This is a genomic window from Streptomyces sp. NPDC052023 (assembly GCF_044548465.1).
In the GTDB taxonomy this organism is placed as follows: Bacteria; Actinomycetota; Actinomycetes; order Streptomycetales; family Streptomycetaceae; genus Streptomyces.
This window is the reverse complement of the sequence record NZ_JBIUBW010000008.1, coordinates 183,061-209,833: the sequence shown is the minus strand read 5'-3', so window position 1 is coordinate 209,833 and position 26,773 is coordinate 183,061. Positions and strand designations below refer to the sequence as shown.

General features: G+C 70.4%; 29 protein-coding genes. 15 read left to right on the top strand and 14 right to left on the bottom strand.

Translation table 11 applies throughout. From position 1 onward, the window contains the following. Positions 1-22 precede the first annotated feature (22 nt). Positions 23-814, top strand: a complete 792-nt coding sequence (locus tag ACIHCM_RS19050; RefSeq protein WP_399896989.1) for a S16 family serine protease — start codon at positions 23-25, stop codon at positions 812-814. Between the two features lie 196 nt (positions 815-1,010). On the opposite strand, the gene ACIHCM_RS19045 is transcribed toward ACIHCM_RS19050, so the two are convergent. The 7 genes from ACIHCM_RS19045 to ACIHCM_RS19015 form a co-directional block, all read right to left on the bottom strand. Next, positions 1,011-1,199 carry a hypothetical protein gene (locus ACIHCM_RS19045; RefSeq protein WP_399896987.1) on the bottom strand — a complete coding sequence of 63 codons (189 nt, stop codon included), beginning with the start codon at positions 1,197-1,199 and terminating at the stop codon, positions 1,011-1,013. Continuing rightward, positions 1,196-1,786: an ArsR/SmtB family transcription factor gene (locus ACIHCM_RS19040; protein ID WP_399896984.1), complete on the bottom strand. Its 591-nt coding sequence runs from the start codon at positions 1,784-1,786 to the stop codon at positions 1,196-1,198. The genes ACIHCM_RS19045 and ACIHCM_RS19040 overlap by 4 nt, the downstream gene beginning before the upstream one ends. A gap of 69 nt (positions 1,787-1,855) precedes the next feature. After that, positions 1,856-2,815, bottom strand: coding sequence for a glycine betaine ABC transporter substrate-binding protein (locus tag ACIHCM_RS19035; RefSeq protein ID WP_399896981.1), 960 nt, complete (start codon positions 2,813-2,815; stop codon positions 1,856-1,858). Then, positions 2,812-3,672, bottom strand: coding sequence for an ABC transporter permease (locus tag ACIHCM_RS19030; protein WP_399896978.1), 861 nt, complete (start codon positions 3,670-3,672; stop codon positions 2,812-2,814). Before ACIHCM_RS19030 ends, ACIHCM_RS19035 begins: the two co-directional genes overlap by 4 nt. Then, entirely contained in the window at positions 3,669-4,907 is a 1,239-nt protein-coding gene (locus ACIHCM_RS19025) for a betaine/proline/choline family ABC transporter ATP-binding protein (RefSeq protein ID WP_393104649.1), read from the bottom strand. The genes ACIHCM_RS19030 and ACIHCM_RS19025 overlap by 4 nt, the downstream gene beginning before the upstream one ends. Further along, complete coding sequence (locus ACIHCM_RS19020; RefSeq protein ID WP_399896974.1) at positions 4,900-5,547, bottom strand: ABC transporter permease; 648 nt, start codon at positions 5,545-5,547, stop codon at positions 4,900-4,902. Before ACIHCM_RS19020 ends, ACIHCM_RS19025 begins: the two co-directional genes overlap by 8 nt. A gap of 58 nt (positions 5,548-5,605) precedes the next feature. Beyond that, on the bottom strand, positions 5,606-6,076 hold the full coding sequence (locus ACIHCM_RS19015; protein ID WP_393104653.1) for an Lrp/AsnC family transcriptional regulator: 471 nt from the start codon (positions 6,074-6,076) through the stop codon (positions 5,606-5,608). Positions 6,077-6,200: 124 nt separating this feature from the next. On the opposite strand from ACIHCM_RS19015, the gene hppD reads away from it, so the two are divergent. Then, positions 6,201-7,346, top strand: coding sequence for a 4-hydroxyphenylpyruvate dioxygenase (hppD, locus tag ACIHCM_RS19010; protein ID WP_399896971.1), 1,146 nt, complete (start codon positions 6,201-6,203; stop codon positions 7,344-7,346). Positions 7,347-7,355: 9 nt separating this feature from the next. On the opposite strand, the gene ACIHCM_RS19005 is transcribed toward hppD, so the two are convergent. After that, a complete protein-coding gene (locus ACIHCM_RS19005) occupies positions 7,356-8,816 on the bottom strand; it encodes a tetratricopeptide repeat protein (protein WP_399896968.1) in 1,461 nt (486 codons plus the stop codon). Between the two features lie 92 nt (positions 8,817-8,908). Here ACIHCM_RS19005 and ACIHCM_RS19000 point away from each other — a divergent pair, with 92 nt between their 5' ends. Then, positions 8,909-10,315, top strand: coding sequence for an FAD-binding oxidoreductase (locus tag ACIHCM_RS19000; protein WP_399896965.1), 1,407 nt, complete (start codon positions 8,909-8,911; stop codon positions 10,313-10,315). A gap of 13 nt (positions 10,316-10,328) precedes the next feature. Here ACIHCM_RS19000 and ACIHCM_RS18995 read toward each other — a convergent pair whose 3' ends face one another. Then, complete coding sequence (locus ACIHCM_RS18995) at positions 10,329-10,739, bottom strand: SsgA family sporulation/cell division regulator (RefSeq protein ID WP_399896962.1); 411 nt, start codon at positions 10,737-10,739, stop codon at positions 10,329-10,331. Positions 10,740-10,973: 234 nt separating this feature from the next. On the opposite strand from ACIHCM_RS18995, the gene ACIHCM_RS18990 reads away from it, so the two are divergent. After that, positions 10,974-12,545, top strand: coding sequence for an RDD family protein (locus tag ACIHCM_RS18990; protein ID WP_399896959.1), 1,572 nt, complete (start codon positions 10,974-10,976; stop codon positions 12,543-12,545). 92 nt (positions 12,546-12,637) lie between these two features. Continuing rightward, the gene (locus ACIHCM_RS18985; protein WP_399896956.1) at positions 12,638-13,327 is read left to right on the top strand and encodes an RDD family protein; all 690 of its coding nucleotides are present in this window, start codon (positions 12,638-12,640) and stop codon (positions 13,325-13,327) included. 76 nt (positions 13,328-13,403) lie between these two features. Here the strand turns inward: ACIHCM_RS18985 and ACIHCM_RS18980 are convergent, their stop codons facing one another. Next, complete coding sequence (locus ACIHCM_RS18980; RefSeq protein ID WP_399896953.1) at positions 13,404-13,676, bottom strand: hypothetical protein; 273 nt, start codon at positions 13,674-13,676, stop codon at positions 13,404-13,406. A 393-nt stretch (positions 13,677-14,069) separates the two neighbouring features. Between ACIHCM_RS18980 and ACIHCM_RS18975 the strand changes: the two genes are divergently transcribed. Together ACIHCM_RS18975 and ACIHCM_RS18970 are read left to right on the top strand one after the other, a co-directional pair. Beyond that, positions 14,070-16,436: an immune inhibitor A domain-containing protein gene (locus ACIHCM_RS18975; RefSeq protein WP_399896951.1), complete on the top strand. Its 2,367-nt coding sequence runs from the start codon at positions 14,070-14,072 to the stop codon at positions 16,434-16,436. Between the two features lie 122 nt (positions 16,437-16,558). Continuing rightward, positions 16,559-16,900, top strand: a complete 342-nt coding sequence (locus ACIHCM_RS18970; protein WP_399896948.1) for a hypothetical protein — start codon at positions 16,559-16,561, stop codon at positions 16,898-16,900. 20 nt (positions 16,901-16,920) lie between these two features. Here the strand turns inward: ACIHCM_RS18970 and ACIHCM_RS18965 are convergent, their stop codons facing one another. Further along, on the bottom strand, positions 16,921-17,505 hold the full coding sequence (locus ACIHCM_RS18965; RefSeq protein WP_399896945.1) for an isochorismatase family protein: 585 nt from the start codon (positions 17,503-17,505) through the stop codon (positions 16,921-16,923). Positions 17,506-17,670: 165 nt separating this feature from the next. Further along, positions 17,671-19,023 carry a nicotinate phosphoribosyltransferase gene (locus ACIHCM_RS18960; protein ID WP_399896942.1) on the bottom strand — a complete coding sequence of 451 codons (1,353 nt, stop codon included), beginning with the start codon at positions 19,021-19,023 and terminating at the stop codon, positions 17,671-17,673. A gap of 58 nt (positions 19,024-19,081) precedes the next feature. On the opposite strand from ACIHCM_RS18960, the gene clpS reads away from it, so the two are divergent. The 7 genes from clpS to ACIHCM_RS18925 all read left to right on the top strand — a co-directional run bounded on the left by clpS (position 19,082) and on the right by ACIHCM_RS18925 (position 23,855). Next, on the top strand, positions 19,082-19,399 hold the full coding sequence (clpS, locus tag ACIHCM_RS18955; RefSeq protein ID WP_141314019.1) for an ATP-dependent Clp protease adapter ClpS: 318 nt from the start codon (positions 19,082-19,084) through the stop codon (positions 19,397-19,399). Positions 19,400-19,410: 11 nt separating this feature from the next. Continuing rightward, on the top strand, positions 19,411-20,004 hold the full coding sequence (locus ACIHCM_RS18950; protein WP_399896938.1) for a DUF2017 domain-containing protein: 594 nt from the start codon (positions 19,411-19,413) through the stop codon (positions 20,002-20,004). 342 nt (positions 20,005-20,346) lie between these two features. Beyond that, positions 20,347-21,765 carry an amino acid permease gene (locus tag ACIHCM_RS18945; protein WP_399896935.1) on the top strand — a complete coding sequence of 473 codons (1,419 nt, stop codon included), beginning with the start codon at positions 20,347-20,349 and terminating at the stop codon, positions 21,763-21,765. A gap of 133 nt (positions 21,766-21,898) precedes the next feature. Beyond that, the gene (locus tag ACIHCM_RS18940) at positions 21,899-22,321 is read left to right on the top strand and encodes a Mov34/MPN/PAD-1 family protein (RefSeq protein WP_399896931.1); all 423 of its coding nucleotides are present in this window, start codon (positions 21,899-21,901) and stop codon (positions 22,319-22,321) included. Positions 22,322-22,400: 79 nt separating this feature from the next. Further along, on the top strand, positions 22,401-22,496 hold the full coding sequence (locus ACIHCM_RS18935) for a putative leader peptide (protein WP_365457717.1): 96 nt from the start codon (positions 22,401-22,403) through the stop codon (positions 22,494-22,496). Between the two features lie 114 nt (positions 22,497-22,610). Continuing rightward, positions 22,611-22,889: a MoaD/ThiS family protein gene (locus tag ACIHCM_RS18930; RefSeq protein WP_399896927.1), complete on the top strand. Its 279-nt coding sequence runs from the start codon at positions 22,611-22,613 to the stop codon at positions 22,887-22,889. Between the two features lie 15 nt (positions 22,890-22,904). Next, complete coding sequence (locus tag ACIHCM_RS18925; protein WP_399896924.1) at positions 22,905-23,855, top strand: PLP-dependent cysteine synthase family protein; 951 nt, start codon at positions 22,905-22,907, stop codon at positions 23,853-23,855. A gap of 25 nt (positions 23,856-23,880) precedes the next feature. Here ACIHCM_RS18925 and ACIHCM_RS18920 read toward each other — a convergent pair whose 3' ends face one another. After that, positions 23,881-24,327, bottom strand: a complete 447-nt coding sequence (locus tag ACIHCM_RS18920) for a type II toxin-antitoxin system PemK/MazF family toxin (protein WP_399896921.1) — start codon at positions 24,325-24,327, stop codon at positions 23,881-23,883. A gap of 204 nt (positions 24,328-24,531) precedes the next feature. Here ACIHCM_RS18920 and ACIHCM_RS18915 point away from each other — a divergent pair, with 204 nt between their 5' ends. Continuing rightward, complete coding sequence (locus ACIHCM_RS18915) at positions 24,532-25,284, top strand: MBL fold metallo-hydrolase (RefSeq protein ID WP_399896918.1); 753 nt, start codon at positions 24,532-24,534, stop codon at positions 25,282-25,284. 80 nt (positions 25,285-25,364) lie between these two features. On the opposite strand, the gene ACIHCM_RS18910 is transcribed toward ACIHCM_RS18915, so the two are convergent. Beyond that, a complete protein-coding gene (locus ACIHCM_RS18910; RefSeq protein WP_399896915.1) occupies positions 25,365-26,630 on the bottom strand; it encodes a PTS transporter subunit EIIC in 1,266 nt (421 codons plus the stop codon). Positions 26,631-26,773 lie beyond the last annotated feature (143 nt).

Genomic DNA, 26,773 nt, shown 5'->3' with positions numbered 1-26,773 from the left:
CCCCGCGCGTTAGATTGACCTCGTGCTCTCTCGTCTCACGCGTCCCCAGGCCCTCGCCGTCTGCGCACTGCCCGTCGCCGGTCTGATCGCCGCCGCCGCGCTCGCGCCGTTGCCGTTCTCGGTGGCGCAGCCGGGTATGACGGCGAATGTGCTCGGTGAGGACCAGGGCACACCGGTGATCACGATCTCGGGTGCGCCGACCCGGGAGACCAGCGGGCAGTTGCGGATGACGACGATCGAGGCCACCAGCCCGGACACCCGCGTCGGGCTCGGCGCCGTGATCGACGGCTGGTGGCGCTCCGACCAGGCGGTCATGCCCCGGGACGCGGTCTACCCGAGCGGCGACACCGTCAAGGAGATCGAACAGCACAACGAGGCCCAGATGCGCGAGTCCCAGAACGCGGCGACCGAGGCCGCGCTCACCTACCTCGGCGTCCAGGACAAGGACATCAAGGTCGACCTCGAACTCGCCGACGTGGGGGGCCCGAGCGCCGGCCTCCTGTTCTCCCTCGGCATCATCGACAAGCTGGAGGGCGACGGCAGCGGCGGTGACCTCACCGGCGGCCGCACCGTCGCCGGGACGGGCACCATCGAGGCCGACGGCACGGTGGGAGCGGTCGGCGGCGTCGCCCTGAAGACCCGGGCCGCCCACCGTGACGGCGCCACCGTCTTCCTCGTCCCGAGCGCCGAGTGCACCGACGCCAAGTCCGAACTCCCCAAGGGCCTGCGCCTGATCCCGGTCAAGACCCTGAAGGGCGCGGTCCAGTCCCTGAAAGCCCTGGAGAAGGGGACGGGCCCGGTCCCCAGCTGTTAGTGCCTGCCCCTGGGGCCTGTCGTTTGGATCACGCCGCAGACGCGCGGTCTGGCACGCCCATCTGCGGCGTTGTCGCCGGTTGCCGATGCTCCGCATCGACGCCCTCCTCCGCCTTGCAGCCGCACGCACCAGACCCCGCTCACCGGCGCCGACGAACTACCGCCGATTCTCTGCGACCTGATCCAAACGACAGGCCCTAACCCGCGAGCGCCGGCTTCGGTGGGGTCGCGAGCCGCAGCCCGACTTCCACCAGGGTCCAGCCGAGCCGCGTGCGCAGCTCGCCACGGCACCTGACCTGCGCGGCGAGGCGGTGCGCGGCGGCCCGCGCGCGGAGGTCGGCGGAGCGTGCGTGGTGCAGGGCGAGTTGGGTGGCGGGGTGTGTCATCGGGACCTCTCCGTCTCCGTGCCGATGGGGAAGGTGTGCGTGTGGACGCGGACCCGCTCCGCTCCGGGCGTGTCCTCCTCGTCCCGGTAGTCCTCGAGCAACTCGTGCATCCTGCCGATGAGTTCCCTGGCCCGGTCGGGGGTCAGGCGGAGCGTCCAGTCACTCATGTCGGTGGCCTGCGCCCACGCGGGCTGCCAGTCCTCCCGTGTGCCCACCCAGGTGGCCAGCTCGCGGGCGTGCGTGGACGCGATCTCGTGCAGGAAGGTGTCGGCGGCGCCACGGGTGGCCGGGTCCGCGCCGGCGAGCAGGCCGGAGTCGAAGCTGATGCCCGCGTCGGCCGCCCGCCACCACCGCTCCCGGCCCTTGCCGTGTTCCGGCGCGTCCTCGACGAATCCGTGCGCGGCGAGCTGCCGCAGGTGGTAGCTGGTGGCACCGCTGGACTCGCCGAGCCGTTCGGCGAGCAGTGAGGCGGTGGCCGGCCCGTCCTGCCGCAGGGCGCGGAGCAACTGCATGCGCAGGGGGTGGGCGAGGCCTCGCAGGGAGCGGGCGTCGAGGCTGCGGATCTGTCGATCCCGGGGCTCGGTCATGCGTACAAAGCTATGCTTGCAAAGTCTTCTTTGCAAGGGGTTCTTTGTAAGTGATTCCCGTACGCGTGGTCAGCCCTCCTTCACGAACCCCTCCTGCACCAGCCAGTCCAGCGCGACCTGATGCGGGTCCTCCCCGTCCACGTCGACCTTCGCGTTGAGGCTCTGGGCCACGGAGTTGTTCAGCTTCTTCGTGATCGGGTTCAGGATGTCCGCGATCGCCGGCCACTCCTTGAGGGTGTTCGTGTTGATCACGGGGGCGGCGTTGTAGTTGGGGAAGAACTTCTTGTCGTCGTCCATCACGACCAGGTTCATCGACTTGATGCGGCCGTCGGTGGTGAAGACCTCTCCGTAGGTGCACCCCCCCTTCGCCGCCTGGGTGTAGATGATTCCGGTGTCCATCTGGGTGACCCGGGACGGCGGGATGTTCATGCCGTACGCCTTCTGCATGCCCGGCAGCCCGTCGGCGCGGTTGGCGAACTCGCCCTCCACACACAGCGTCACGGCCCCCGGGTCGGACTTCGACAGCGCGGCCACGTCCGAGAGGGTCTTCGTGCCGTACTTCTTCGCGTTGGCCTGGTTCATCGCCAGGGCGTAGGTGTTGTTCAGGGTCGACGGCTCCAGCCAGGTCAGGCCGTTCTCCCGGTCCGCGTCGCGCACCGCCTGCCACTGCTGCCGCGGGTCGGGGATGGGCTTGCTGTTGCCCATGTACGTGATCCAGGCCGTGCCCGTGTACTCGAACACGGCGTCCGCCTCACCGCTCTTGACCGCCTCGCGCGACCCCACCGAGCCCTGGATGCCGGTCCGGTCCAGGACCTCCGCGCCCGCCGCCTCGAAGGCGATCCCCATGATCGCGCCGAGGATCAGCTGCTCGGTGAACTCCTTCGAGGTGACCGTCAGGTCGGCGCCCTTCAGCGGCTCGCCCTGCCCGATCGACCCGGGCCGCACGTCGTCGACCATCGGGGAGCCGCTGGTCAGCCCGCAGCCCGAGGCCAGCACCAGCGCCGTGGTGAGAGACAGCAACCGCCTCATGTGCCCACCTCCAGTCCTCGTGGCCGCAACAGCAGTTCGGCCAGCGAGGCCAGCCAGTCCACCAGCAGGGCGAGGGTGACGGTGAGGATGGATCCCAGGATCAGCACGGGCATCCGCTGACTGGTGATACCGGTGGTGATCAGCGTACCCAGGCCGCCTCCGCCCCCGAAGGTCGCGAGCGTCGCCGTACCGACGTTCAGCACCAGCGCCGTGCGGACGCCCGCCAGGATCAGCGGGACCGCCAGCGGCAGCTCCACCCTGGCCAGCACTCCCGTCGGTGACATGCCGATGCCCCGGGCCGCCTCCAGCAGTGCGGGGTCGTTCGCCTTGAGGCCGGAGATCGTGTTCGACAGCACGGGCAGGATGGCGTAGGCGATGATGCCGATCAGGGCCGCCCTGCGGCCGATGCCCAGCCAGATCACCAGCAGTGCGAGCAGACCGATCGCCGGGGTCGCCTGGCCCATGTTGGCGAAGGCCATCGCCACCGGCGTGACCTTCCGGAACGTCTTGCGGGTGAGCAGGATGCCCAGCGGGATCGCGATGATCAGCACGAAGAACGTGGAGATCGCGGTCAGCTGGATGTGCTGCCACAGCGCCTCCGGCACCTGGCCCCCGGACAGCGCGTTTTCGGAGATCGTGTCCAGGTCGGCCTGCCGGAACCACAGCCAGGTCGCCAGCAGGACGGCCACGATGAAGGACGGCAGGAGGGTCAGTTTCTGCCAGGTGAGGCGGGGGGCCGTCCGGCTCGGTGGGGGAGGCGGCTCCTGGTCGCCGGGCACCTCGCCCTCGTCCCGGAAGACATGCCCTCTGACGTCGTGCTCGCCGGGGGGACGGTTCTGCTCCGAAGAGGTGGTCACGCCTTGGGCTCCCCTCCGTGACCCTCCTGTTCCGCGTGCGTCTGGCCGGCCCGCGTCTCCTCCAGGTCGTGCTGGTGCTCCAGCGCGTCCAGCCGGTCGGCCTCCAGCAACTCGTGCACGGAGTTCATCAGCGTCTCCATGTCGACCACGCCCGTGTACTCGCCGCGCCGTCCGGTCACCGCGACCCGCCCGGTGTTGTCCGTCAGGACGGCCTCCAGCGCGTCCCGCAGGGTCGCGTCCCGGGTCACCGTGTCGTGGACCAGGGTTCCGGCCCGCGCCAGCGAGCCCTTGGCCCGCATCAGATCGCCCCGCCTGAGCCACTTGTAGGGGCGGCCCCGCTTGTCCAGCAGCAGGATCTCGTTCGTACCGCTGGAGCGGAGCCGGTTGAAGATGCTCTGCAGCGGGTCGTCCACGGTCACCGTCGGGTAATCGGTGATCTCCACGTCCCGGACGCGGGTGAGGTTCAGCCGCTTCAGCGCCGCCCCGGCGCCCACGAACCCGGAGACGAAGTCGTCCGCCGGGTTGGTGAGGATCGCCTCCGGTGTGTCGAACTGCGCGATGTGCGAACGCTCCCGCAGGACCGCGATCCGGTCGCCCAGCTTGATCGCCTCGTCGAAGTCGTGCGTGACGAACACGATCGTCTTGTGCAGTTCGCGCTGGAGCCGGATCAGCTCGTCCTGGAGGTGGTCCCGGGTGATCGGGTCCACCGCTCCGAACGGCTCGTCCATCAGCAGCACGGGCGGATCCGCGGCGAGCGCCCGTGCCACGCCCACCCGCTGCTGCTGCCCGCCGGACAGCTGGCGCGGGTAGCGGCCGTGGAACTCGCCCGGATCGAGCCCGACGAGGTCGAGCATCTCCTCGACCCGGTCGCGGATGCGTGCCTTCGGCCAGCCGATCATCCCCGGCACGAGCGCAATGTTCTGGGCGACCGTCATGTGCGGGAAGAGGCCGGATGCCTGGATCGCATAGCCGACCTTGCGGCGCAGCTTGACCGGATCGATGTGGGTCACGTCCTCACCGTTGATCCGGATGCGGCCGCCCGACGGCTCGATCAACCTGTTGATCATCTTGAGGGTCGTCGACTTGCCGCACCCGGACGGGCCGACGAAGATGACGGTCTCGCCCGCCTTGATCTCCATGCTGACGTTGTCAACGGCCGGCTGCGGATTGCCGGGGTACCGCTTGGTGAGGTTCTCCAGCTCGATGGTCGCCCCGTGGGACGCGGACTCAGACACGGATCCCCCTCGAAATGGTCAGCCGCCCGATCAGTACGTACGCGGCGTCGAACAGCAGGGCCAGGATGATGATCCCGACCGTCCCCGCGAGCACCTGGTTCAGCGCGTTCTTGCTGCCCAGGGAGGCGAGCCCACGGAAGATCAGATTGCCCAGTCCGGGACCGGAGGCGTAGGCGGCGATGGCCGCGATGCCCATCAGCATCTGCGTGGAGACCCGGATGCCGGTCAGGATCGGCGGCCAGGCGAGCGGCAGCTCGACCCGCGCCAGCCGCCTGGTCCGGGACATCCCGATGCCGGTGGCCGCGTCCACCAGCGCCGGGTCGACGCCCCGCAGCCCCACGATCGAGTTACGCACGATCGGCAGCAGCCCGTAGAGCGTCAGGGCGATCACGGTCGGCGGCACACCGAGTCCCACCAGGGGGATCAGCAGGCCGATCATGGCCAGTGACGGAATGGTGAGGATGGTCGAGGTGGAGAGGGTCGCCAGGTTTCCGGCCCATTCGGAGCGGTAGGTGACCACGCCGATGAGCAGCCCGATCGCCGTCGCCATCACCATGCACTGGAAGACGACGCTGGCGTGCTGGTAGGCGTCGGTGAGGATCTGCTGATGGCGGTTGCCGAGATACTCCCAGAAATTCACACACCATCACCCCGCAGCTAGGTCACTCCCGTCGGTCGCCTTCCCATTGATCGTTCGTTCACTCATGAAGTGCCGCCTGCTCCACCAGCGGGATGATCCGCAGCGGAACGGGGTTCTCCATGACGATCGCCGTGGCGGCCCGCACGATCCCATCAAAACCGACGACCCGGTCGATCACCCGCTGAAGATCGGCGTTCGAGCGGGCCACCAGCCGGCACAGCATGTCCCCGCTGCCGGTCGTCGTGTGCAGCTCCAGCACCTCCGGCACGGTCGCCAAGTGCGCCCGTACGTCGGGACCTTGTCCCTGCCGGATCTGCAGGGTGGCGAAGGCGGTGACCGGATAGCCGAGCGCCGCGGGGTCCACCTGCGGACCGAATCCGCGGATGACGCCATTCGACTGAAGCCGCTCCAGCCGGGCCTGCACGGTGCCCCGCGCGACCCCGAGCCTGCGGGACATCTCCAGTACGCCGATCCGTGGCTCCCGCGCCAGCAGCACGATGATCCGCCCGTCCAGCTGATCGATCGCCATGGCCGCCTCCCGACATGGTCATCCTGTACAGAGCGTCCGCCTAATTGCGGAATCCACTGGTCATATTGCCCGGTGAAGACGCCAACTATTGCGCACCTTGCGTGCCCGGCGAGACGCTGCGGCCATGACGCAGACCACACACCACACTCCCGACACCGCACGGCAGGCCGACCCCTTCCCGGTCAAGGGGATGGACGCGGTCGTGTTCGCCGTGGGCAACGCCAAGCAGGCCGCGCACTACTACTCCACCGCGTTCGGCATGCAGCTGGTCGCCTACTCCGGACCGGAGAACGGCAGCCGTGAGACCGCGGCCTACGTGCTGGAGAACGGCTCCGCCCGGTTCGTGTTCACCTCGGTGATCAAGCCCGCCACCACCTGGGGCCACTTCCTCGCCGAGCACGTGGCGGCGCACGGCGACGGCGTCGTCGACCTCGCGATCGAGGTGCCGGACGCGCGGGCGGCGTTCGCCTACGCCGTCGAGCAGGGCGCCCGCCCGGTGGCCGAGCCGTACGAGCTCAAGGACGAGCACGGCACCGTCGTCCTCGCCGCCATCGCCACGTACGGCGAGACCCGGCACACCCTGGTCGAGCGCTCCGGCTACGACGGCCCGTACCTGCCCGGCTTCGTCGCCGCCGACCCGATGGTCGAGCCGCCCGCCCGGCGCACCTTCCAGGCGATCGACCACTGCGTGGGCAACGTCGAGCTCGGCCGGATGAACGAGTGGGTCGGCTTCTACAACAAGGTCATGGGCTTCACGAACATGAAGGAGTTCGTGGGCGACGACATCGCGACCGAGTACAGCGCGCTGATGTCGAAGGTGGTCGCGGACGGCACGCTCAAGGTCAAGTTCCCGATCAACGAGCCCGCCGTCGCCAAGAAGAAGTCCCAGATCGACGAGTACCTGGAGTTCTACGGCGGCGCGGGCGTCCAGCACATCGCGCTCAACACGAACGACATCGTGCAGACCGTGCGCACGATGAAGGCGGCCGGCGTGCGGTTCCTGGACACCCCCGACTCGTACTACGACACGCTCGGGGAGTGGGTCGGCGAGACCCGCGTGCCGATCGACACGCTGCGTGAGCTGAAGATCCTCGCCGACCGCGACGAGGACGGCTACCTGCTGCAGATCTTCACCAAGCCGGTCCAGGACCGTCCGACCGTCTTCTTCGAGATCATCGAGAGGCACGGCTCGATGGGCTTCGGCAAGGGCAACTTCAAGGCCCTCTTCGAGGCCATCGAGCGCGAGCAGGAACGGCGCGGCAACCTCTGACAGCCGGGGTCAGGCCGCCGGAACCGGTACCTCCGGCGGCTCGCCCAGCGCGTTGAGCTTCTCCCGTGCCAGCGGCGCGAACAGCGGCGAGAAGTACGGGTTGATCCGCAGCGCCTCCTCCAGATGGCGCCGCGCGGGACCCGGCAGCCCCAGGGTGTTCTCGATCATCCCGCGGTGAAAGGCGTACAGCGCGCTGCGCACCCCGCCGCCGTGCTCCTTGTCGGTCGCCCGCACCGCGTACTCCAGCGCCTCCTCGTGCTCGCCCGCCCGGTGCAGCGCCCACCCCAGGGCGTCGGCCACGGCGATGCCGGGCTGCTTGCGCCACTCGGCGCGCAGCAGCCGCACGGCCTCCTCGGGATCGCCGTGATCCGCCTCGTAGCGGCCCAGCACCAGATCCTCGTCCACCCCGCCGGCGGCGGCGCTGCGGACCTGCGTGTGCAGCAGGTCGTACTGGGCGCGGGCCGCCTGCTCCAGCCCCAGCGACTCGTACAGCTCGCCCAGCTCCAGCGCGTACTGCGGCGACGGCCGCTCGGCCACCGCCCCCCGGTACGCCCGCAGCGCCTCCGGCGTCCGCCCCAGCGCCGCCAGCGCGCGCGCCTGCCCGGCCTGCGCGGCCCGCTGCCCGGGGTCGGCGCGCAAGGCCTCCTCGTAGTGCCGCAGGGCCACCTCCCGCTCCCCGCGCTCCCAGGCGAGCTGCCCGGCCCGCTCCAGCCAGGCCGCCCGCTCGGCCGGCGCCTCGGCGGTCGCCGCCGCGTCGGACAGGGTGGCCAGCGCGTCCTCGCGCCAGCCCCGGTCCCAGTACACGGCGGCCGACCGGACCATCACGGCCGTACCGGAGTGCAGTTTCTGGAGCCGGTCCAGGGTGCTGCGGGCGGCCTTGTAGTCGCCGAGGCCCGTGTACGCCTCGATCAGCAGCGAGTGGGTCGTCCAGCGCTTGCGGTCCGCCTTCAGTGCGGCCTCGCCCCAGGTCCGCGCCGCCCGGAAGTCCCGGCGCGCGTTCGCCAGCGCCGTCATGCCCTCCAGCGCCCCGGCGTTGCCCGGCCACACCTTCAGGGAGGTCCGCAGCGCCCGTTCCGCGGTCGGGTAGTACGCGGCGTCCGCGGTCCGCCGTCCCCGCTCCACGTACGCCATGCCGAGCACCGCCCACGACCGGGCGTCCCGGGGATGCTCCCGCAGCCGCCGTTCACGCTCCTCGATCAGCACCGCCAGACCCCGTGGCTCGGGCGGCACCCCGGCATGGACCGCGGCCAGCGCCAGCTCGGCCGGGCCGGGCTCGGGCGGTGGCGCCGGCCGCGGCTGCGGGCGCTGAATCCACAGCAGCCCGCCCACGGCGAGGCCGCCCACGAGCAGCCCGAGCAACACGCCCACGACCAGCCGGGTCCGCCGGCGGCCGGTACGCCCGTCCCCGCCCTGCAGGCTCGCCCCGGTCCGCGTGCCGGCACCGACGGCGGTCTTCACACCGGTCTTCATGGCGCACACTGTGCGTCAGTACGACGACCTCGTCCCGTCACACGAACGGTGCCGCGGACGGGGTTCACACCGATGGCCCCGGGTGACACTCTGTGATCATGAGCCGTATCCAAGCCCCTCCCGACGAAGCGCAGGGCAACCTCACGGACCGGCTGCTCGCGGGCCTGCCGGCCGAGGCCGTCCTCACCGACCCCGACATCACCGCCTCCTACACCAACGACATGGCGAGCTTCTGCCCGGCCGGCGCCCCGGCCGTGGTCGTGCTGCCCCGTACCGTCGAGCAGGTCCAGCACGTCATGCGCGTCGCCACCGAGCTGCGCGTTCCGGTGGTCCCGCAGGGCGCCCGCACCGGCCTGTCCGGCGGGGCCAACGCCACCGAGGGCTGCGTGGTGCTGTCGCTGACGAAGATGGACCGGATCCTGGAGATCAGCCCGGTCGACCGTATCGCCGTGGTCGAACCCGGCGTCGTCAACGCCGCCCTCTCCCGCGCCGTCGGCGAACACGGCCTCTATTACCCGCCGGATCCCTCCAGCTGGGAGATGTGCACCATCGGCGGCAACATCGGCACCGCCTCCGGTGGCCTGTGCTGCGTGAAGTACGGGGTGACCGCCGAGTACGTCCTCGGCCTCGACGTCGTCCTCGCCGACGGCCGCCTGATGTCCACCGGCCGCCGCACCGCCAAGGGCGTCGCCGGGTACGACCTCACCCGCCTGTTCGTCGGCTCCGAAGGCTCCCTCGGTATCGTCGTACGGGCTGTTCTGGGCCTGCGGCCCAAGCCGCCGCAGCAGCTGGTGCTGGCCGCCGAGTTCGGCTCCGCGGCCGCCGCCTGCGACGCCGTGTGCCGGATCATGGCCGGCGGGCACGTCCCCTCCCTCCTCGAACTGATGGACCGTACGACGGTCAAGGCCGTCAACGACATGGCCTCCATGGGGCTGCCGGAGACCACCGAGGCCCTGCTGCTCGCTGCCTTCGACACCCCGGACCCGACCGCCGACCTCGCCGCCGTCGGCGCACTGTGCGAGGCCGCCGGCGCCACCCAGGTCGTCCCGGCGGACGACGCGGCCGAGTCCGAACTGCTCCTGCAGGCGCGGCGGCTGTCGCTCACCGCGCTGGAGGCGGTCGGCGGCACCACGATGATCGACGACGTGTGCGTGCCCCGTTCCCGGCTCGGCGACCTGATCGAGGGCGTCGAGCGCATCGCCGAGAAGTTCCGGCTCACCATCGGGGTGGTCGCCCACGCGGGCGACGGCAACACCCACCCGACCGTGTGCTTCGACGCCCAGGACCCCGACGAGTGCGCACGCGCCCGTGAGTCCTTCGACGAGATCATGGCCCTCGGCCTGGAACTCGGCGGCACGATCACCGGTGAACACGGCGTGGGCGTGCTGAAGAAGGAGTGGCTGGCGCGCGAGATCGGCCCCGTCGGGGTGGAGATGCAGCGGGCGGTCAAGCAGGCGTTCGACCCGCTGGGGATCCTCAACCCCGGCAAGCTGTTCTGAGGCCGTATCGGACTCACCGGGCCAGCAGCTGGGCCAGACCGTCGTCGAGGCCGAGCTGCTCGCCCTCACTCCCCGGGGGCACCACACGCAACGTGCGCTCCAGCCAGGCCGACACCTGCGCCGACGGTGCCTCCAGCAGGGCGTCGCCGTCGGGTGAGGTCAGTGCCATCAGCACGGCGCCGCGCCCGTTCACCTTCGCCGGCCACACGCGCACGTCCCCGTGCCCGCACGGCCGGAACACCCCCTCCACCAGCAGGTCACGGGCGAACGTCCAGCTGACGGGGTGCTCGGAGTCGACGTGGAAGCAGATGTGCACGGCATAGGGGTCGTCGGTGCGGTAGGCCAGCCGGGCCGGCACCGGGATGCCGCGCTCCGGCGACAGGATGAGCTTCAGCTCCAGTTCGCGCTCCACCACGGTGTGCATGGTGTGCCTCTCCCTCGGTCGGGGGCCCTGGGGCGGGCCCGTACAGGACGAGAGCGCGGGAGGGCGGGAGCATTACGCGGGTTTCCCGAGTTCTCCGGCCGTGGGAGGGGGACAGGCCCTAGCACAACCGTGCTCGAAAGGGGTGGGTCCGGCGGGACGGGCGGTGGGGGTTGCGCCGGTCTGATAGATGTGGAGACCCCCATAACACCCCCGAGCAGATACGGGACGACGGACATGAGCGCCCCAACCCCGGCACCCGGCGACGACAGGCCCCGCGAGGGCTATTACCCGGACCCGTCCATTCCTGGATATGTCCGGTACTGGAACGGAGCCGCCTGGGTGCCGGGCACCAGCCGCCCGGCACCGGCCGACGGCGAGCCGCTCGCCCCGCCGTCCGGCACCCGCCCCGCGCAGCCCGCGGTGGAGGAGACCGGACCGCACTTCTTCGACGAGGACCCCGCGCCCGTACGCCAGGACGCCCACGACGCCCAGCACGGCAGCCGCCCCGAACCCGCCACCGCCTGGGGAGCCGACCGCTCCCGGCAGTCCGGCTTCGGCGGCGACCCGGACCGGCGCGTGTCCTGGCCCGCGGCCCAGGGCTCCGACCCGCGCGTCCCGGCCGACCCGCCCGCGCAGCCCGACGGTGGCGGCGCCCGTACGGACGGTCCGGCCCCGTCCCCCGGTTTCCCGCCTTCGTTCGAACAGGGGGGAGCCCCCTCGGCGGCCGATTCCGGGCCGGCGCCCTCCGGCAACACGTTCGTCTTCCGCCGCCCGGCCGCCACGTCGCGGGCCGCGGCCGGTGCGGACGAGGCCGCCGAGGATCCCGGCACGATGACGTTCCGCGCGCTCACCCCGCGCACCGGGCAGCAGGACGGGGCGCACGGCGGGGGCACGGGGACGCCGGGTACGGCCGCCCCCGGCTCCCCGGCGCCGGGACCGGTGACGGCGCCTCACACGGATGCCTCCGGCCCGGCGGCATCCCGTCCCGCCGCGTCCGGCGGCCAGGGCGCCGACTGGGCGCCCCCGCCCGGCGGGCCGGGCGCCGGCAACGCCGGTGGTCCGGGCTTCGGCGCCGGAAAGGCGGCCGCCGCCCGCGCCGCGGCGGCGCAGACCCCGGCGCCCGCCCCGCAGGCCGCGAGCGTCCCCCATCAGGCCCAGGCCGCCACCCCCGTCACCACGGGCTCCGGCGGCGGCCAGTCCTCGTGGGCCCAGCAGGTGCACCGTCTCGCCGGCAACGCCGCCGCAGCCCCCGACGAGCAGCCCATGGCCCCGTGGAAGCCCCCGGTCGAGGACGTCTTCCAGGCGGCGGCGAGACGGCAGGCCGCGGCCCGCCCGGCCGGCCTCGGCAAGCGGCTGGCCGCCCGGCTGATCGACACCGTGCTCGTCCTGGGTGTCACCGCGGTCGCCGCCGTACCGCTCGGCGCACAGGCACTCGACCACATCCAGGGGAAGATCGACGAGGCCAAGCTGTCCGGCCAGACGGTCACGGTCTGGCTGCTGGACGGCACGACATCGGCGTATCTGGGCATCGTCCTCGCCGTGCTGCTCGCCTTCGGCGTCGTCTACGAGGCGCTGCCCACCGCCAAGTGGGGGCGCACGCTGGGCAAGAAGCTGCTCGGCCTCGACGTGCGGGACATCGAGGGCCACGAGGCCCCGTCCTTCGGCGCGGCCCTGCGCCGCTGGCTCGTCTACAGCGTCCCCGGCCTGCTCTGCTTCGGCCTCATCGGCGTCCTGTGGTGCGTGTTCGACAGGCCGTGGCGCCAGTGCTGGCACGACAAGGCCGCGCACACCTTCGTGGCGGGCTGAGGGGAGGGCGTCCGGAGCGCCCTTGAGGGGCCGGTACTCCGGACGGCCCCTCGCCGGATGCGGACCCGCGGGGTTCGGGTTCGACTCGGGCCATGAGCACCGAACCGCCCCCCGGTTCCGGCGGGCAGCCGCCGGAGGACGACCCGTTCAAGAAGCAGCCCCCGCCCGGCGAGGGGGCCGGCTCGCCGTACGACAGGCCTCCCGGTGGCGGTGAGCAGCCGCCGCCGTACGGTGGCGGCCAGCCCCCGCCCCCCGGCGGCGGCCCGTACGGCGGTGGACCCTACGGCGGCGGCCCGCACGGCGGTGGCGAGTATCCCGCCGACCCGCTCGCCGGCATGCCCCCGCTCGCCGACAGCGGCAGGCGCACGCTGGCCCGGATCATCGACATGGTGCTCGTCGGCATCGTCGTCTGGCTGGTCACCTGGGGCTTCAACGTGGACGAGTACCAGGTGGACGCCGACCGGGTCGACGTGGGCGACTCCGTGTGGCAGTCCCTCATCGCGGCCGTGCTCTACATGGCGTACGACACGATCATGATCGCCAAGTCGGGGCAGACCCTCGGCAAGAAATGGCTGAACATGCGCGTGGCACAACTGGAAGACGGAGCCACACCTTCCGCTCAGTCGTCCCTGCTTCGCGCGGCGGTGCTCTGGATTCCGTTCGCGTTCTGCTGCGCCTGCATCTGGACGGCGATCTGCGGCGGCTGGAGCTTCTTCGACAGGCCCTACAAGCAGGGTCTGCACGACAAGGCGGCGAAGACGGTGGTGGTCAGCACCACGTGACGCCGGGCCGGCAGTACGGCGGGCCCGGCACCTGGGAGGTGGCGGGCCCGCCGTACGGGGTGCTGCTGCGACTGTTCTAGTAGTGGGCCGTGGGTTCCCGTACGGGCTCGCGGTGCGCCGTCGCCGGCATCGGCGGCGCCACGTCCGCGGCGGGCCGGTGCGCGGGTATCGGGGTCCGCTTCGGCATGGGCACCGTCATGGCGACCAACAGCCCGAGCAGGAGCGCCGCGACGGCGATGACCGCGATCCCCGCACCCGAACTCGTCTGTGACAGCAGCAGCATGGCGAGCGTCGAGAAGATCACGGTGCACGAACCGTAGGCGAGCTGTGCGGCGGTCGGACGAGGCATGGCAATCGTGTCCTCGGAGAATGGGGGTGGACTCCCCCCGTGCCTCACGCTGCGGGGGAGGGTGCGGACAAATTCTCTTCGCGTGCATGCCCGACCGGAACGAACCGTAAGCGTGACCTGACCAACAGTGCCGGTGCACAGGGGGCGCACCGAGTCATGTCGGCCACCGGGTCGGCGGTCCCGCGCGCCCGCCGGACGCACCCCGGCCTTGTTCGGTAAGCGAAATGTCATCTCCGCATAGTGCAGTTGTCCTGCTCAAGTCAAGGTCTGTCTTTTCTCCGCAACCTCTAGTCAAATGTCGGCACTTGACTACACGCGTCGATCAGGCGCGCGCGGACGCACCACCTCCATCACCCCCCCTTCCGCGCGCCCGGACGCTGGGGAGGAACTCAAGTGACCAGTAGACCCTGGACGTTGAGAGCTGCTGCCACCGCGGTCGCGCTCGCCACGGCGGCCGCCACGATCTCCGGCCTCACCGTGGCCCAGGCGGACTCGGGCGGCCCCGCGGCCAAGGCGCCCGCCGTCGACCGGCATGACCCCGCGTCGCCGGAGAACCACGACGGCCACGAGCACAACCTCGACGGCCCGCTCAGCAAGACCGTCGAGGCCCAGCGTGAAGAGGCCCTGAAGCAGGTCATATCCGGCCAGGCTTCGGTGAAGCAGCGCGACGGCTCCAAGGTCGTCCAGCTCAAGAGCAAGAAGGGCGACGCCAAGTACGTCGAGCTGGGCCGGGAGAAGACCGACAAGATCTTCACCATCCTGGTCGAGTTCGGCGACAAGACCGACCCGCGCTACGGCGGCACCCCGGGTCCGCTGCACAACCAGATCGCCAAGCCGGACCGCAAGAAGGACAACTCCACCGCCTGGCGGGCCGACTACGACCAGGAGTACTTCGAGGACCTGTACTTCGGCTCCGGCAAGGGCGTCGACTCGGTCAAGACGTACTACGAGAAGCAGTCCTCGGGCCGCTACTCGGTCGAGGGCGAGGTCTCCGACTGGGTCAAGGTCCCCTACAACGAGGCCCGTTACGGCAACAACGCCTGCGGTGACACCAACTGCCCGAGCGTGTGGAACGTCGTCAGCGACGGCCTGAACGCCTGGGTCGCCCAGCAGAAGGCGGCCGGCCGCACCGACGCGCAGATCAAGGCGGACGCCGCGCGCTTCGACGAGTGGGACCGTTACGACTTCGACGGCGACGGCGACTTCAACGAGCCCGACGGCTACATCGACCACTTCCAGGTCGTGCACGCCGGCGAGGACGAGTCCGCCGGCGGCGGCGCCCAGGGCACCGACGCGATCTGGGCCCACCGCTGGTACGCCTTCGGCACCGACGCCGGCGCCACCGGCCCCGAGCAGAACAAGCTCGGCGGCACGCAGATCGGCTCCACCGGCATCTGGGTCGGCGACTACACCGTCCAGCCCGAGAACGGCGGGCTCGGCGTCTACGCCCACGAGTACGGCCACGACCTCGGTCTGCCGGACCACTACGACACCGCGGGCGGCGAGAACTCCACCGGCTTCTGGACGCTGATGTCGTCCGGCTCCTGGCTCGGCACCGGCAAGAACGAGATCGGCGACCTGCCCGGCGACATGACCGCCTGGGACAAGCTGCAGCTCGGCTGGCTGAACTACGACACCGCCAAGGCCGGCGTCAACTCCTGGCACAAGCTGGGCGTCGCGGAGTACAACACCAAGCACAAGCAGGCGCTGGTCGTCACGCTGCCGAAGAAGGCGGTGACGACCGAGATCATCACCCCCTCCGAGGGCCAGACCCAGTGGTGGAGCGGCAGCGGTGACAACCTCAAGAACACCCTGACGCGTTCGGTCGACCTCACCGGCAAGTCGTCCGCCGAGCTGACCTTCGACGGCTGGTACGACATCGAGGCCAACTACGACTACCTCTACACCGAGGTCTCCACCGACGGCGGCGCCAACTGGACCGCCCTCGACGGCACGGTGGACGGGCAGCCGATCCCGCGCGACGGCAGCGACAAGCCCGCCCTGCACGGCACGCTCGACGGTTACAAGAAGTTCGCGTACTCGCTCGACGCCTACGCCGGCCAGAAGATCGGCCTGCGCTTCCGCTACCAGACCGACGGCGGCGTGGCCCAGAAGGGCTTCACGGCCGACGCGATCAAGGTCACCGCGGACGGTGCGCCCGTCTTCTCCGACAACGCCGAGAGCGCGGACGCCGCTTGGACGGCCACCGGCTTCTCCCGCGTCGGCGCGTCCTTCACCAAGGACTACGCGCAGTACTACATCGCCGAGAACCGGCAGTACGTGTCGTACGACAAGACCCTCAAGGTCGGCCCGTACAACTTCGGTTTCACGGAGCGCCCGGACTGGGTGGAGCACTACGCGTACCAGAACGGCCTGTTGATCTGGAAGTGGGACACCTCCCAGCAGGACAACAACACCAGCCAGCACGCGGGTACCGGTCTGGTGCTGCCGATCGACGCGCACCCGACCGCGCTCAAGTGGGCCGACGGCACGCTGATGCGCAACCGCATCCAGGCGTACGACTCTCCGTTCAGCCTCGGCCGTACCGACGGCATGACGCTGCACAAGGCGGACGTGGCGAAGTACATCCCGGGGTCGAAGGGTGTTTCGATCTTCAACGACCGCACCGGTGACTACTACGACGAGTCGAACCCGACCGGCGGCGTCAAGATCACTGACACCAACACGAAGATCAAGATCCTGAAGGAGGCCGCGAACGGCTCGACGATCGAGCTGGAGGTCGGCCCCGCGGGTAGGTAATCGGTATCTGCCCAGGTCAGAGCGTGATCGGCGGTGACCCCCTGGCGGGTCACCGCCGATCCGTGTTTAGGTGCGTCCTGTGATTCCCTTATTGACACCGGCAGACACGGGGGTATGAAGAGATGGCCGCAGGAGGTTTCTGCAAGCTGCCGAACGGCACGGTCGTGGTGGCCCTGAATCTGCCCAGCCCCGCCGCCGACGGGTCCGCCGCGGTGCGGGTGCTCGTCCATGCCCAGAACCGGGCACGCGCCCTGACCAGGCTGCGCAACCTGGGGCTGCGCGCGGTCTACCTGCGCGGCAACGCGGCCCCGCCCACCCCGGACGAGATCACGGCGGTCCTCCACCACCCGGACGGCCTGATATGGCGCACGGCTCCCGACGCGGCACTCGGCGGCCCGGACCTCACCCAGGAGCTCTGGCGCCCCATCCGGGCCCTCCTGCGCCGCCCGACGGCTCAGATGTGACGACGGGATGCCGGTGCGCCTCAGACGACCGGCTTCCCCGACAGTTCCACGCCCGCCTCGCGCAGCTCCTCCAGGGCGCGTTCCGTCGTGGCCTCCGCGACGCCTGCCGTGAGGTCGAGCAGGACGTGGGTGCGGAAGCCCTCGCGCGCCGCGTCCAGGGCGGTGGCCCGTACGCAGTGGTCGGTCGCGATGCCCACCACGTCCACCTCGTCGATCTGCCGCTCGCGCAGCCAGTCGGCCAGCGCGACGCCGTTCTCGTCGGTGCCCTCGAAACCGCTGTACGCCGCCGCGTACGCGCCCTTGTCGAAGACCGCGTCGACCGAGCCGGAGGCGACGGCCGGGGCGAAGTTCGGGTGGAAGCCGACCCCCTCCGTGCCCGCGACGCAGTGCGCGGGCCAGGAGTGCACGAAGTCGGGGTTGTCCGCGAAGTGGCCGCCGGGCGCGATGTGGTGGTCCCGGGTCGCCACCACGTGGCGGTACCCGGCGGGTGCCTGCCCGATCAGCTCGGTGATCGCGGCAGCCACATCGGCACCCCCGGCCACCGCGAGGCTGCCCCCCTCGCAGAAATCGTTCTGCACGTCTACGACGATCAAGGCGCGGCGCATGGTCGGTGTCCTTCGTTATGAGGTCTCGCGGTCGTGGTCCCGGCGGTACGGGTCGGTGCGGAGCCTGGTCGGGGGTGCGGGCCCGGTCCGGTGCGTGAACCTGAACCTACGAGCCTAGAGACTCCGGGCACGCTGCGGGAGGGGGCGCTACGGGGGCGCGCACGCTCACGCGCCCCGCGGCTGGTCCTCGGTGACGTACTCCGTCGGCAGGACCGGCTCCCCCCGGGACAGCTGGGTCGCCGACAGGGGCAGGCCGGCGAGCGCGGCGATGTGCCGGTCGCGGATGGCGTCGAGCGGCTCGCGGGCGACCACCTCACCGCCCTTGACCAGCTCCACCAGCAGCTGCCGGTCCACCAGCCCCGCCGGGACGGCCCCGGTGCCGAGGACCTCCGCCTCGGCCGCCCCCTGCTCGTCCCGCCGGCGCGCGGCCCACTTGCGGCCCCCGACGGAGATCTTGCCGCCGGACGACTTCTTCGCCACCGGCACCAGCGGCGCCTTCGGGTCCTCGGACTCGGCGCGGGCGACCAGCTTGTAGACCATCGCGGCCGTCGGGTGCCCGGAGCCGGTCACCAGCTGGGTGCCGACGCCGTACGCGTCCACGGGCGCCGCCGCCAGCGAGGCGATGGCGTACTCGTCGAGGTCCGAGGTCACGATGATCTTCGTGCCGGTGGCGCCCAGCTCGTCCAGCTGCTGACGCACCCGGTGCGCGACCAGCAGCAGATCCCCCGAGTCGATCCGCACGGCCCCCAGCTCCGGCCCGGCGACCTCCACCGCCGTACGGACGGCCTCCGCGACGTCGTACGTGTCCACCAGCAGGGTGGTGCCGCGGCCCATGGACTCGACCTGGGCCTGGAAGGCGTCCCGCTCGCGGTCGTGGAGCAGGGTGAAGGCGTGCGCGGAGGTGCCCACCGTCGGGATCCCGTAGCGGAAACCGGCGGCGAGGTCCGAGGTGGAGGCGAACCCGCCGATATAGGCGGCGCGCGCGGCGGCGACCGCCGCGAGCTCGTGGGTGCGGCGGGCGCCCATCTCGATCAGCGGGCGGTCCCCGGCGGCCGAGGACATGCGGGACGCCGCCGCGGCGATCGCGGAGTCGTGGTTGAGGATGGACAGGATCACCGTCTCCAGCAGCACGCACTCGGCGAAGCTGCCCTCCACCCGCATGACGGGCGAGCCCGGGAAGTACACCTCGCCCTCGGGGTAGCCCCAGATGTCGCCGGAGAAGCGGTACGCGGCGAGCCAGTCGAGGGTCTCCTCGCCGACGATCCCGCGCTCCCGCAGGAAGCGCAGGACGCCCGCGTCGAAGCGGAAGTTCTCGACCGCGTCCAGCACCCGGCCGGTCCCGGCCACCACGCCGTACCGGCGTCCCTCCGGCAGCCGCCGGGTGAAGACCTCGAAGACGCTGCGCCGCCCGGCGGTGCCGCTCCGCAGCGCGGCCTGGAGCATCGTCAGCTCGTACTGGTCCGTGAAGAGGGCGGTCGAGGGGACGTCCACCGGCAGCCCAAGGTCCGCTGTGTTCATGGCAACCGATGCTACACCCCATTTCGTCAGTGTGACGATTTATGGCGCCCATGGCAGCATGGGAGTTGTGACGTCAGCCGCTCCCATCGAGATCGAACGCACCGAGTCGGCGGAGGAGGTCTCTGCCGTCCCCGAGCCGGACGTCCCCTGGGTCACGATCGTCCACAACGACCCGGTCAACCTCATGAGCTATGTGACGTACGTCTTCCAGTCGTACTTCGGCTACTCCAAGGACAAGGCCACCAAGCTCATGCTCGACGTCCACCACAAGGGCCGGGCGGTCGTCTCCAGCGGTAGCCGCGAGGAGATGGAGCGCGACGTGCAGGCCATGCACGGCTACGGTCTGTGGGCCACCCTCCAGCAGGACCGGAAGTAGCGATCGCCGCCATGCCAGGAACCTTCGAACCGCTCCCCGGCGGCGGCGCGGCCGTCGCGCTCGACGACGTCGAGATCTCCATCATCCGGTCGCTGGCCGTCCAGCTGCTGGAGCTCATCGGCCCCGGCCCCGGCGAGGACACCTCCGCCGACCCGCTGGCCGAGTTGTTCGCCGAGGGTCCGAGTGAACCGCCCTCCGACCCGGTGCTCCGCCGCCTGTTCCCGGACGCCTACAGCGACCCCGAGGAGCCGGTGGCGGACGAGGAGCAGCAGGCGCACTCCGCCGAGTTCCGCCGCTACACCGAGAACGACCTGCGGGCCGGCAAACGGGAGAACGCCCTCGCGGTGATCCGCTCGCTGGACGAGCTGGCCTCCCCGGGAGACGGCGGGGCGGTGCTGCAGCTGACGCCTGAGCGCTCCCAGCAGTGGCTCGGCGCCCTCAACGATCTGCGTCTCGCGATCGGTTCCCGGCTGGAGATCGCCGACGAGGACGACACCGACCTGCTCTACCGGCTGCCGGACGAGGACCCGCGCAAGCCGATGGTGATGGCGTATCTCTGGCTCGGTGGACTCCAGGAGACCTTGATCTCCACCCTTTTGCCCTGATTGTGGGGATGGTGTGTTCGCTCAGCGGACGCTCAAATCCGGATAACGATCCTGTCACCGCTGCGGTCGGTTCTGCCCATTTATGGCGCTATTTGTCCGATTTTTCCTGCGTCGTGTGTCACAGGGTGCCCCGGCGATCAGTGTTGCGGCCGTGATAAATCTTCACGACCGCCCGGCGAACACCACCCTTATGTCGCGCCGGGTGCGCCACCGAGCCGGCGACCGCCGGCCAGGCACGAGCGGCCTTGGGAGGGTTGCTCAGCTCCATCAATCCGGGGGGATCGAAACCCGATCCGGGGCCGACGAGAGGTCCGGGTCGGCATGGAGAAAGGCGCACTACACATGGCCTCTGAGAAGGTCACGGACGCTCCTGAAGAGGGTTACGAGCGCGGGCTCGGCAGTCGTCAGGTCCAGATGATCGCGATCGGCGGCGCCATCGGCGTCGGCCTGTTCCTGGGTGCCGGGGCGAACATCGCCAAGGCCGGCCCCAGCCTGATCCTGATGTACGCCCTCGCCGGCGTGATCATCTTCTTCATCATGCGGGCGCTCGGCGAGCTGCTGCTCTACCGCCCCGTCTCGGGTTCCTTCGCGGAGTACTCCCGCGAGTTCCTCGGCCCGTTCTTCGGTTACTTCACCGGCTGGACGTACTGGCTGATGTGGGTCGTCACCGGCATGGCGGAGCTCACCGCCGCCGCGATCTACGTCAACTACTGGTTCCCGTCCGTTCCGCAGTGGGTGACCGCACTCGTCTTCCTGGTGATCCTGTTCGGGGTCAACCTGATCTCCGTGAAGCTCTTCGGCGAGCTGGAGTTCTGGTTCTCGATGGTCAAGGTCACCGCCCTGATCGGCATGATCGTGATCGGCCTCGGCGTGCTGACCTTCGGCTTCAGCAGTGCCGGTGACACGGCGGCCGTCTCCAACCTCTGGGCCTTCGACGGCTTCTTCCCCAAGGGCATCGGCTCGTCCCTGATGACCCTCCAGGGCGTCATGTTCGCCTACCTCGCGGTCGAGCTGGTCGGTGTCACGGCCGGCGAGTCCGAGAACCCCGAGAAGACCCTCCCCAAGGCGATCAACACCCTCCCGTGGCGCATCGCCCTGTTCTACGTCGGTGCCCTCACCGTCATCCTCTGCGTGGTGAAGTGGACCGAGTTCGCGGAGGGCGTCAGCCCCTTCGTGAAGGCCTTCGCGGTCATCGGCATCCCGGCCGCCGCCGGCATCGTCAACTTCGTCGTGCTGACCGCGGCGCTGTCGTCGTGCAACTCCGGCATGTACTCCACGGGCCGCATGCTGCGGAACCTGGCCACGAGCGGCGAGGCACCCAAGGTCTTCGCCAAGCTGTCGTCGACCAAGACGCCCGCGCTCGGCATCTTCGTCTCCGTGTGCTTCATGGGCATCGGCGTGGTCCTGAACTACGTCGTCCCGGAGAAGGCCTTCGGTTACGTCACCTCCATCGCCACCGCCGCCGGCATCTGGACCTGGCTGATGATCCTGATCAGCCACGTCCTGTACCGGCGCGCCGTCGAGGCGGGGCGCCTGCCGGCCTCGTCCTTCCCGGCACCGGGCGGCGCGAAGTGCTCGTACGTCGCCATCGCGTTCCTGCTCTTCGTGACCGGCATCATCGCCTACGACGCGGACGCCCGCGTCTGCCTCTACGTGATGGCCGGCTGGGCGGCCGCCCTGGGGATCGGCTGGAGGATCCTCAAGTCGCGCAACCCGCAGATCGCCGAGCGCCGCACGTCGGAGTTCGAGAAGGTCGGCTGACCAACGCCGAGGACGTCCGGCGGCAGCGAGTGCTCGTGGTACTCCCTGCCGCCGCCGCTCAGGGCGTCCGGCATGTGGGCCGTCCCGTACCACCCCTCGGTACGGGACGGCCCCTCTGTCTATCCTGACGGGCATGCTGACCATCACCCAGGCCCTGCACGACCAGATCGTCGCCCACGCGCGCGAGGACCACCCCGACGAGGCGTGCGGCGTGGTCGCGGGCCCGGTGGGCGAGGGCCGCCCCGAGCGCTTCATCCCGATGCTGAACGCCGCCCGCTCGCCCACGTTCTACGAGTTCGACTCCGGCGATCTCCTCAAGCTCTACCGCGAGATGGACGACCGCGACGAGGAGCCGGTGATCATCTACCACTCGCACACGGCGACCGAGGCGTACCCGTCCCGCACGGACATCTCCTACGCGGGCGAGCCCGGCGCCCACTACGTCCTCGTCTCCACCGCGGACACCGACGGCCTCGGCGATTTCCAGTTCCGGTCCTTCCGGATCGTCGACGGCGAGGTCACGGAGGAGGAGGTCAGGGTCGTGGAGTCCTACTGATCCCGGGATTCGGTCAGAATTCATCCACTATCCGAGATCACATTCCAGGACCCGGACCGGGAATCGATACGATGAGCCCATGGTTTTCCTCGACGTGAGCGACAAGACGCCGGGCGCCCTGCTCGTGGCGCGGCTGCACGTCGACCTGTGCAGGCTCGCCAGCGCCATCTGTTGACGCCGACGCCTGCCGCCGCACGGCCGTGAGCCGCGGCGCGACGTACGCACGACCTGCTGCCACCCGCGCTGCCGCGCGCCCCCGATCTGACTCTTTCGACAGGAGCCCTGAGCCATGGCCATCGAGGTCCGCATCCCCACCATCCTTCGCCAGTACACCGACGGTCAGAAGGCCGTCGAAGGCACCGGGGCCACCCTCGCCGACCTGTTCACCGACCTCGACACCCGGCACACGGGCATCCAGGCCCGCATCGTGGACGGCGACCAGTTGCGCCGCTTCGTCAACGTCTATCTGAACGACGAGGACGTCCGCTTCCTCGACGGCATCAACACCAAACTGACCGACGGCGACAACGTCACGATCCTGCCGGCCGTGGCCGGCGGCATGGCCTGAAGGCTCCGGCCCCCGATGCGATACGACTCCCCGCTGGCCGCGGTGGGCAACACCCCCTTGGTGCGCCTGCCGCGGCTGTCGCCGTCCGCCGAGGTCCGGATCTGGGCCAAGCTGGAGGACCGCAACCCGACCGGCTCGATCAAGGACCGTCCCGCCCTGCACATGATCGAGCAGGCCGAGAAGGACGGCCGGCTCACCCCGGGCTGCACCATCCTGGAGCCCACCTCCGGCAACACCGGCATCTCCCTGGCGATGGCGGCCAAGCTCAAGGGCTACCGCATGGTGTGCGTGATGCCGGAGAACACCTCCCAGGAGCGCCGGGACCTGCTCGGCATGTGGGGCGCGGAGATCATCTCCTCCCCGGCCGCCGGGGGCTCCAACACCGCCGTACGCGTCGCCAAGGAACTCTCCGCCGAGCACCCCGACTGGGTGATGCTCTACCAGTACGGCAACCCGGACAACGCCGGTGCGCACTACGCCACCACCGGCCCGGAAATCCTCGCCGACCTGCCCTCCATCACCCACTTCGTCGCGGGCCTCGGCACCACGGGCACCCTCATGGGCGTCGGCCGCTTCCTGCGCGAGCACAAACCGGACGTGAAGATCGTCGCTGCCGAGCCGCGCTACGACGACCTGGTGTACGGCCTGCGCAATCTCGACGAGGGCTTCGTGCCGGAGCTGTACGACGCCTCGGTGCTGACCACCCGCTTCTCGGTCGGCTCCGCCGACGCGGTCACCCGCACACGTGAACTGCTCCAGCAGGAGGGCATCTTCGCGGGCGTCTCCACCGGCGCGGCCCTGCACGCGGCGATCGGCGTCGGCAAGAAGGCGCTGAAGGCCGGGGAGAGCGCGGACATCGTGTTCGTCGTGGCCGACGGCGGCTGGAAGTACCTCTCCACCGGCGTCTACACCGCCGCGACGACCGAGGAAGCGATCGCGACCTTGCAGGGGCAGCTCTGGGCCTGAGCGGCGCGGCCCGAGGGCGCGGCGCTCACGTCGCGAGGTGACGGACCTGGTCCCACAGGACCGGGTCCACCACTCCGACGCGGCGCCGGAAGTCCCACACCGCGACCTCGCGCAGCTCGTCGGTCTCCAAAAAGCTCGCCCGGCCCTGGGTGTCGCCGACCGAACCCGGCGGCAGCGGGATCACCCCGGCCCGCTCGTCGTGGTACTTGCTGGTGATCTTGGCGACCGTCGCCCGCCGCCCGTGCACCGACAGCACCAGGCAGGGGCGGTCCTTCGCGCCGGGCCCGTCCTCGTAGGGCACGCTCGCCCACCAGATCTCCGCCGCCCGCGGCCGGGCGGCCGGTCCCTGCGCGCGACCCGGCGGCCGCGTCCGCCGGCCCTCGGGCCGTCGCCGCCCCCAGCCGTCCACGAGCGCGGCGACCAGCGCGAGCAGCACCACCGCTGCGAGTGCCAACCACCAGGACGTGTCCATACGATGACGTTACCGGCGTACGCACCCGCACGCGCGCCCTCCGCCACGCCGCGTGCTCCCCGCGTCCAGCCGAACCGGTGACAGCACAGGTGAGTTCCCCCACAACGGCCCCAGGCGGAGGAGCGACCGGACGTTTTGCGCCTTACGCTCGACGGACCGCACGACCCCCCTTTCCTCACATCCGCCCGCGGAGGTTTCTGCTTCATGAAGCTCACCGTCGTCGGCTGCTCGGGGTCCTTCCCGTCCGCGGAATCGGCCTGTTCGAGCTACCTCGTCGAGGCCGACGGCTTCCGGCTGCTCCTCGACATGGGCAATGGCGCCCTGGGCGAGTTGCAGCGCCACTGCGGTCTCTACGACCTCGACGCGATCTTCCTCAGTCATCTGCACGCCGACCACTGCATCGACATGCTCGGCTATTTCGTGGCGCGCTACTACCGCCACGACGGAGGCCGCTGCGACCCCCTGCCGGTCTACGGCCCCGAGGGCACCGAGCACCGTCTGACCACCGCCTACGCCGACACCCCGTCGGCCTCCTCGATGAGCGAGGTCTTCGACTTCCACACCGTCAAGCCGTCCACGTTCGACATCGGCCCCTTCACGGTGCACACCGAGCGGGTGGCGCATCCCGTCGAGGCGTACGGCATCCGGATCGAGCACGCCGGACGCACCCTGACGTACTCCGGCGACACCGGCGTCAGCGGCGCGCTGGACGAACTCGCCCGGGACAGCGACCTCTTCCTGTGCGAGGCCGCTTTCACGCACGGCAAGGAGCACATCCCGGACCTGCACCTCAACGGCCGCGAGGCGGGCGAGACGGCCGGACGGGCAGGCGCCCGCCGGCTGGTGCTCACCCACATCCCCCCGTGGACCGACCCCGAGGTCAACCTCGCCGACGCCCGCGCGGTGTACGACGGTCCGGTGGAACTGGCGGTCCCCAGGAAGTCGTACGACATCTGACGGCCACGACGCCGACCACGACATGGCGAAGGCCCCCGGAGCGAGCGAGCTCCGGGGGCCTTCGTACGGTCGGGGCGGGACTACTTCGCCTCGGCCTTCTGCAGCTCCGCCAGCTCCTCGTCGGACTCGCGGCCCGGCGTCGGCAGGTTGAACTTGGTGATCGCGAAGCGGAAGACCACGTAGTAGACCGCCGCGAAGCAGAGGCCGACCAGGGCCAGGCCCCACGGGTTGGTCGCGATGCCCAGGTTCAGGAAGAAGTCCACCGCGCCGGCCGAGAAGCCGAAGCCGTCCTTCATGCCGAGCGCCCAGGTCAGCGCCATCGAGACGCCGGTCAGCACCGCGTGGATGGCGTAGAGCACCGGCGCGATGAACATGAAGGTGAACTCGATCGGCTCGGTGACACCGGTGACGAACGAGGTCAGGGCGAGGGAGAACATCATGCCGCCGACGACCTTGCGGCGCTCGGGGCGGGCGCAGTGCACGATCGCCAGACAGGCGGCGGGCAGGGCGAACATCATGATCGGGAAGAAGCCGGTCATGAACTGGCCGGCGGTCGGGTCACCGGCCAGGAAGCGGGCGATGTCGCCGCTCTTGCCCTCGTACTCGCCGGCCTGGAACCACGGGAAGGAGTTCAGCAGGTGGTGCATGCCGATCGGGATCAGGGCGCGGTTGGCGACACCGAAGATGCCCGCGCCGACGGCGCCGGAGCCGACCAGCCACTCACCGAAGTTGTGCAGACCCGTGCCGAGGACCGGCCAGATGTAGCCGAAGACGATGCCGATGATCAGGCCCGCGAAGGCCGCCAGGATCGGGACCAGGCGGCGGCCACCGAAGAAGCCCGCCCAGTCGGGCAGCTTGGTGCGGTAGAAGCGCTGGTAGAGCAGGGCCACGACGATGCCTATCACCACACCGCCGAGCACCTTGGCGTCCACCGCCTGCTCGACCATGACGATCTTGCCGTCGACGATGGCTTCCTTCTTCGGCAGGCTGCCGTCGGTGAACGTGGCCAGCACGTTCTTGAAGACCAGGTAACCGACGACCGCCGCCAGGGCGGTGGAGCCGTCCGACTTCTTCGCGAAGCCGATCGCGATGCCCACCGCGAAGAGCAGGGCCATGTTGTCGAGGATGGCGTTGCCGCCGGCCGTCATGAACGAGGCGATCTTCGTCAGGAAGGCGGGGTACGACGGGTCGCCGAGCATGTCGGCGTTGCCGAAGCGGACCAGCAGCGCGGCGGCGGGCAGCACGGCAACCGGCAGCATCAGGCTGCGGCCGATACGCTGCAGGACAGCCATCGCACCGGAGCCCTTCTTCTTCTCGGCCGCGGGAGCGGCGCTGGCCGTGGACACAACTTCCTCCTGGGTGTACCCCCGGCTCTACGCTGGGGGAGGGCATGGCGCCGCCCAGGGAAAGGAAGGGGGACGGCGGCGTCCGGTGGTCTACACCACTTAGTGGTGTAGACCTGTTGTAGCACGATGAAGGCGGCATAAGG